The 5,133-nt window shown below is 74.5% G+C and carries 1 protein-coding gene; it reads left to right on the top strand.

The features are described 5' to 3' along the window. Window positions 1-5,133 (top strand): type I polyketide synthase (locus BBK14_RS36780; protein ID WP_131802191.1); only part of this gene is annotated, 5,133 nt, incomplete at both ends.

Here is a 5,133-nt window from a genome sequence, read left to right as displayed (position 1 = left end):
GTTTTTGTTTTTCCGGGTCAGGGGGCGCAGTGGGTGGGTATGGGTGCGGGTTTGTTGGGGGGTTCTTCGCGGTTGTCGGAGGTGTTTCGGGGGGTGGTGGAGGAGGTTTCTGGGGTGTTGGCGGGGTTGGTGGACTGGTCGTTGATCGATGTGTTGCGGGGGGTGGGGTCGGACGGGGTGTTGGAGAGGGTGGAGGTGGTGCAGCCGGCGTCGTTCGCGGTGGGTTTGGGGTTGGTGCGGGTGTGGGGTGAGCTGGGGGTGGTTCCGGGTGCGGTGCTGGGTCATTCCCAGGGTGAGGTGGTGGCGGCGTGTGTGGCGGGGGCTTTGGGGGTGGGTGATGCGGTGCGGGTTGTGGTGGGTCGTAGTCGGGTGGTGGCGGAGAGGTTGTCGGGTCGGGGTGGGATGGTGTCGGTGTTCCTGCCGGTGGATGAGGTTGTGGGGTTGTTGCCGGTGGGGGTTGAGGTGGCGGCGGTGAATGGCCCGGGGGTGACGGTGGTGTCGGGTGAGCGGGCTGGTCTGGTGGAGCTGGTGGGGGTGTTGGAGGGGCGGGGTGTGCGGGTGCGGTGGGTGGCGGTGGATTATGCGTCGCATTCGTCGCAGGTGGATGGGGTGGCGGGGGAGTTGCGGGAGTTGTTGGCGGGGGTGCGGTCGGTGGTGCCTCGGGTTCCGTTTTTTTCGACGGTGGAGGGTCGGTGGGTGTCGGGGGCGGGGGAGTTGGAGGGGGATTACTGGTTTCGGAATCTGCGGTCGAGGGTGGGGTTCGCGGGTGCGGTGGGGGTGTTGGCGGGGGAGGGGTTCCGGTCGTTTGTGGAGGTGGGGGCGCATCCGGTGTTGGTGGGGGCGGTGGGTGAGGTGTTGGAGGAGGTGGGGGTGTCGGATGCGGTGGTGGTGGGGTCGCTGCGGCGTGGTGAGGGGGATGGTGGGCGTGTTCTGCGGTCGGCGGCGGAGTTGTTCGTGCGGGGGGTTCCGGTGGACTGGTCCGGGGTGTTCGGCGGGCGCGGCGGGGCCGTGGTGGGTGTGGGTGTGGGGCCTGACCTGCCGACCTATCCGTTCCAGCACGAGCGCTACTGGCTGGACGCGGACCCCTCCGGCGGGGACGGCCTCGGCGACGTCTCCACGGCCGGACTCGATCCGGTCGACCATCCGCTCCTCGGTGCCGGTGTCACCGTCGCAGGAGAGTCCTTCCCGGACACGTCCCCCGACCCGCTCGCGGCCGGTCTCACGGAAGGCGGCCCCGGCGGTGATGGCCGTCTGCTCTACACGGGCCGGCTGACGACGGATCRCCACCCGTGGCTGGCCGACCACCGTGTCGGCGGTGCCGTGGTGCTGCCCGGTTCGGCGCTGCTCGACGTCCTGGCGTGGATCGGAGATCGGGTGGGGCGGCCCGTCCTCGCCGAGCTGACGATCTCCGCGCCGATCCTGATCGACGAGCCCGCCGCGACCACCGCTACCACCAGCACCGCTGCAACCACCACCGAGGCCGCCACGCCTGAGACCACCACCGCGAACCCGGCCGCCGGCACGGACATCCAGATCGTCGTCGGTCCGCCGGATGGCGAGCGGTCGCGCCCCGTCACGGTCCACTCCCGGACCAGCCCGGACGAGGCCTGGACCGAGAACGCCCGCGGAATCCTCGCCCAGCCAGCGGGCATCGCGACTGGCGGCCCGACCGGCCCGACCGGTCGGCCTGGCTGGGCGGCGTCGTGGCCCCCGGCCGCCGCCAGCCCTGTCGACATCGACGAGTGCTACGACCGGCTTCCTGTCGACTACGGCCCCGCGTTCCACGCGCTGCGCGCGGCGTGGGTGGCCGAGGGCACCGTCTACGCCGAGGTCACGCTCCCGGACGCGGCCGTCGCCCCCGCCGGGGGCGCTTCACCCGCGTCCCGGTGGCTGCGCTCGGACGGCGTGGAACTCTCCGACGGCACCGAGCCCTCGGACGGATATGGCCTGCATCCGGTGCTGTTGGACGCGGCGCTGCACCCGCTGGGCGTGGCCGGGTTCTTCCCCGACCCGGACCAGCCACGCCTGGCCTTCGCCTGGTCGGGGGTGCAGCTGTGGGCGACCGGGGCCCGCTCCCTGCGGGTGCGGATCGCGCCTGCCGGGCCCGACACCATGACGATCAGCGGGGTCGACGACGAGGGCGCCGCGGTGATCGACGTCGAGGCACTGGTGGTCCGCCCCGTCGACCCGGAGCGGCTGACGGCCGGGCGTGGCGCGGCGCGGCGGTCGCACGCGCTGTTCGAGGTGCGATGGGAACAGACGGACGCCGCCGCGGTGCGCGGCACGGACTGGGCCTTCCACCCCGGCTCCGCCGTTCGCGACTCCGCCGTTCCCGGCGGTAGCGGCGGAGTCACGGGCGCTCCCGTGGCCGAGCGGGCAGCCCGTCCCCCGTTCGTGGTCTTCGTTCCCGCCAGCGCCACGGGTGTCGACGGTGGTGCCGGTGGTGCCGGTGGGGACGCCGGCACGGTCCCGGGCGCAGCCGTCACCGTCCGAGACGTTCCCGGCGCGGTGCGTGCCGCCGGGCTGCGGACACTGCGCGTTCTCCAGGACTGGCTGGCCGATCCCGACAGCGCCTCGTCCCGTCTCGTGGTCGTCACGCGGGACGGCGACCTGGCCCACGGGTCGGTGCGCGGGCTGGTACGCGCCGCGCAGGCGGAACACCCGGGGCGGTTCGGCCTGCTCAACCTGGACCGGGCCTACCACCTGCCGGAACCCCCCTCGGTCGGCGAGACTCCCTGGCTGGAGGCGATCGCGGCGGGTCTGGGCGCGCCGGCCGACGAGCCGTGGGTCGCCGTCCGGCCGGCGGGGGCAGGCGGGACCGAGGTGTCGGCCGCGCGGCTGCGGCGCGCCGAGCGGGCCCCGGCGCCGGCGCGGTCGCCTCTCGAGGGAGGCACCGTCCTCGTCACGGGCGCCACCGGGGGCCTCGGCCGGCTGGCCGCCGACCATCTCGCCCGGGTCCACCGGGTGCGGGAGCTGGTTCTCGTCGCTCGGTCCGTGGCGGGGGAGGAGCAGGTCGCCGAGCTGCGCGCGACGGGTGTCACCGTGCGCGCGGTCGCCGCCGACGTGGCCGACCGCGCTGCCGTGGCCGAGATCGTCGCGTCCGTCGCCGACCGCCTCACCGCGGTGGTGCACGTCGCGGGCATCGTCGAGGACGGCGTCATCGAGGCCCTCGACGAACCGCGTTGGCACGCCGTCCTGCGGACCAAGGCGGATGCCGCCTGGCACCTGCACGAGCTGACCGCCGGCCTCGACCTCGCCGCGTTCGTGCTCTACTCCTCGGCCGCCTCAGTCTTCGGTGGCGCGGGCCAGGGCAACTACGCGGCCGGCAACGGCTTCCTCGACGCGCTCGCCCGGCACCGGCGGGCGGCTGGTCTGCCCGCGGTGTCGCTGGCGTGGGGACTGTGGCAGGAGGCCGCCGGAATGGGCGGCCGGCTGAGCGCGACCGACCGGGCCCGCATGACCCGCGACGGAACCAGGGCACTGACGGCGGCCGACGGCCTCGCCCTGTTCGACTCCGCCCTGGTGGACAGCCGGCCGGAGCTGGTCCCCGTACTGCTCGACCTGGGCGCGCTCCGGCGGCGCGAGTCGCTGCCACCCCTGCTGCGCGGACTCGTGCCGGCGCCGGCCCGCCGCCGCGCCGCCGTGTCGGCGGGCCCCGCGGCGCCTGACCGGTCCGCTCTGCGCGACCGGCTCGCCGCTGCGTCGGCCGGTACCCGGGACGAGATTCTGCTGGAACTGGTCCAGGCGACCGCGGCGGTCGTCCTCGGCCACACCGATCCGGCCGCGGTCGAGCCGGACCGGGCCTTCCGGGACCTCGGCTTCGACTCGCTTACCAGCGTGGAGCTGCGCAACGGCCTGATCACCGCGGCCGGGGTGCGGCTGTCGGCGACCGTGGTGTTCAACCATCCCACGCCCCGATCGCTCGCCGGCCACCTGGCGGCGCAGCTCGCCCCGGACCTCCCGGACGGGCCCTCCGCGCCCGGCGACCCGCCGCGGGCCGTCACCGCCGTGGCGGCCGGCGCCGCCCGGGGGAGCGGCGGCCGTAACCGGGAGCAGGACCGGACCGACGACCCGATCGTGATCGTCGCCATGGCCTGCCGGTTCCCGGGCGGGATCGGCTCGCCGGCCGACCTGTGGCAGGTCGCCAGCGACGGCGTGGACGTCGTCGGCCCGCTGCCGACGGACCGCGGCTGGAACCTCACCGAGCTCTACGACCCCGACCCGGACCGCCCGGGACGGACCTACGTGCGCGCCGGCGGCTTCCTCACCGACGTGACGGGCTTCGACGCCGGCCTGTTCGGGATCTCGCCGCGGGAGGCGCAGGCGATGGACCCGCAGCAGCGGCTGCTGCTGGAGACGTCCTGGGAGGTGCTGGAGCGGGCGGGTCTCGACCCGACGTCGCTCGCGGGCACGCCGACCGGGGTGTACGTCGGCACGCACGGCCAGGACTATGCGAGCGAGGTGTCCGGCGAGCGGGCGGACGAGGGATATCTCGTCATCGGCCGGGCCGCGAGCGTGCTCTCCGGCAGGGTGTCCTACGCGTTCGGCTTCGAGGGGCCCGCGTTGACCGTGGACACGGCGTGCTCGTCCTCGCTCGTCGCCCTGCATACCGCGGCCGCCGCCCTGCGGGCCGGCGAGATCGGCCTGGCGCTGGTCGCGGGCGTGTCCATCATGTCGAGCCCRGAGGGCCTGCTCGGTTTCTCCCGGCAGCGTGGCCTCGCCGCCGACGGCCGGTGCAAGGCCTACGCGGACGCCGCGGACGGCTTCGGGATGGCCGAGGGCGTGGGCGTTCTGCTGGTGGAGCGGTTGTCGGACGCGCGTCGTCACGGCCGCCGGGTGTTGGCGGTGGTGCGTGGTTCGGCGGTGAATCAGGATGGTGCGTCGAATGGTCTGACGGCGCCGAGTGGCCGGTCGCAGGAGCGGGTGATCCGGGCGGCGTTGGCGGATGCGGGGCTGACGACGGCTGATGTGGATGTGGTGGAGGGGCACGGCACCGGGACGACGCTGGGCGACCCGATCGAGGCCCAGGCGCTGCTGGCCACCTACGGCCGGCGGCCGGCGGACCGGCCGGTGCTGCTCGGGTCGGTGAAGTCGAACATCGGGCACACCCAGGCGGCCGCCGGGGTGGCCGGG

This window comes from Parafrankia soli (assembly GCF_001854695.1).
Classification (GTDB): domain Bacteria; phylum Actinomycetota; class Actinomycetes; order Frankiales; family Frankiaceae; genus Parafrankia; species Parafrankia soli.
Note: the sequence above shows the minus strand (reverse complement) of the source record. Positions and strands in the feature narration are given on the sequence as shown.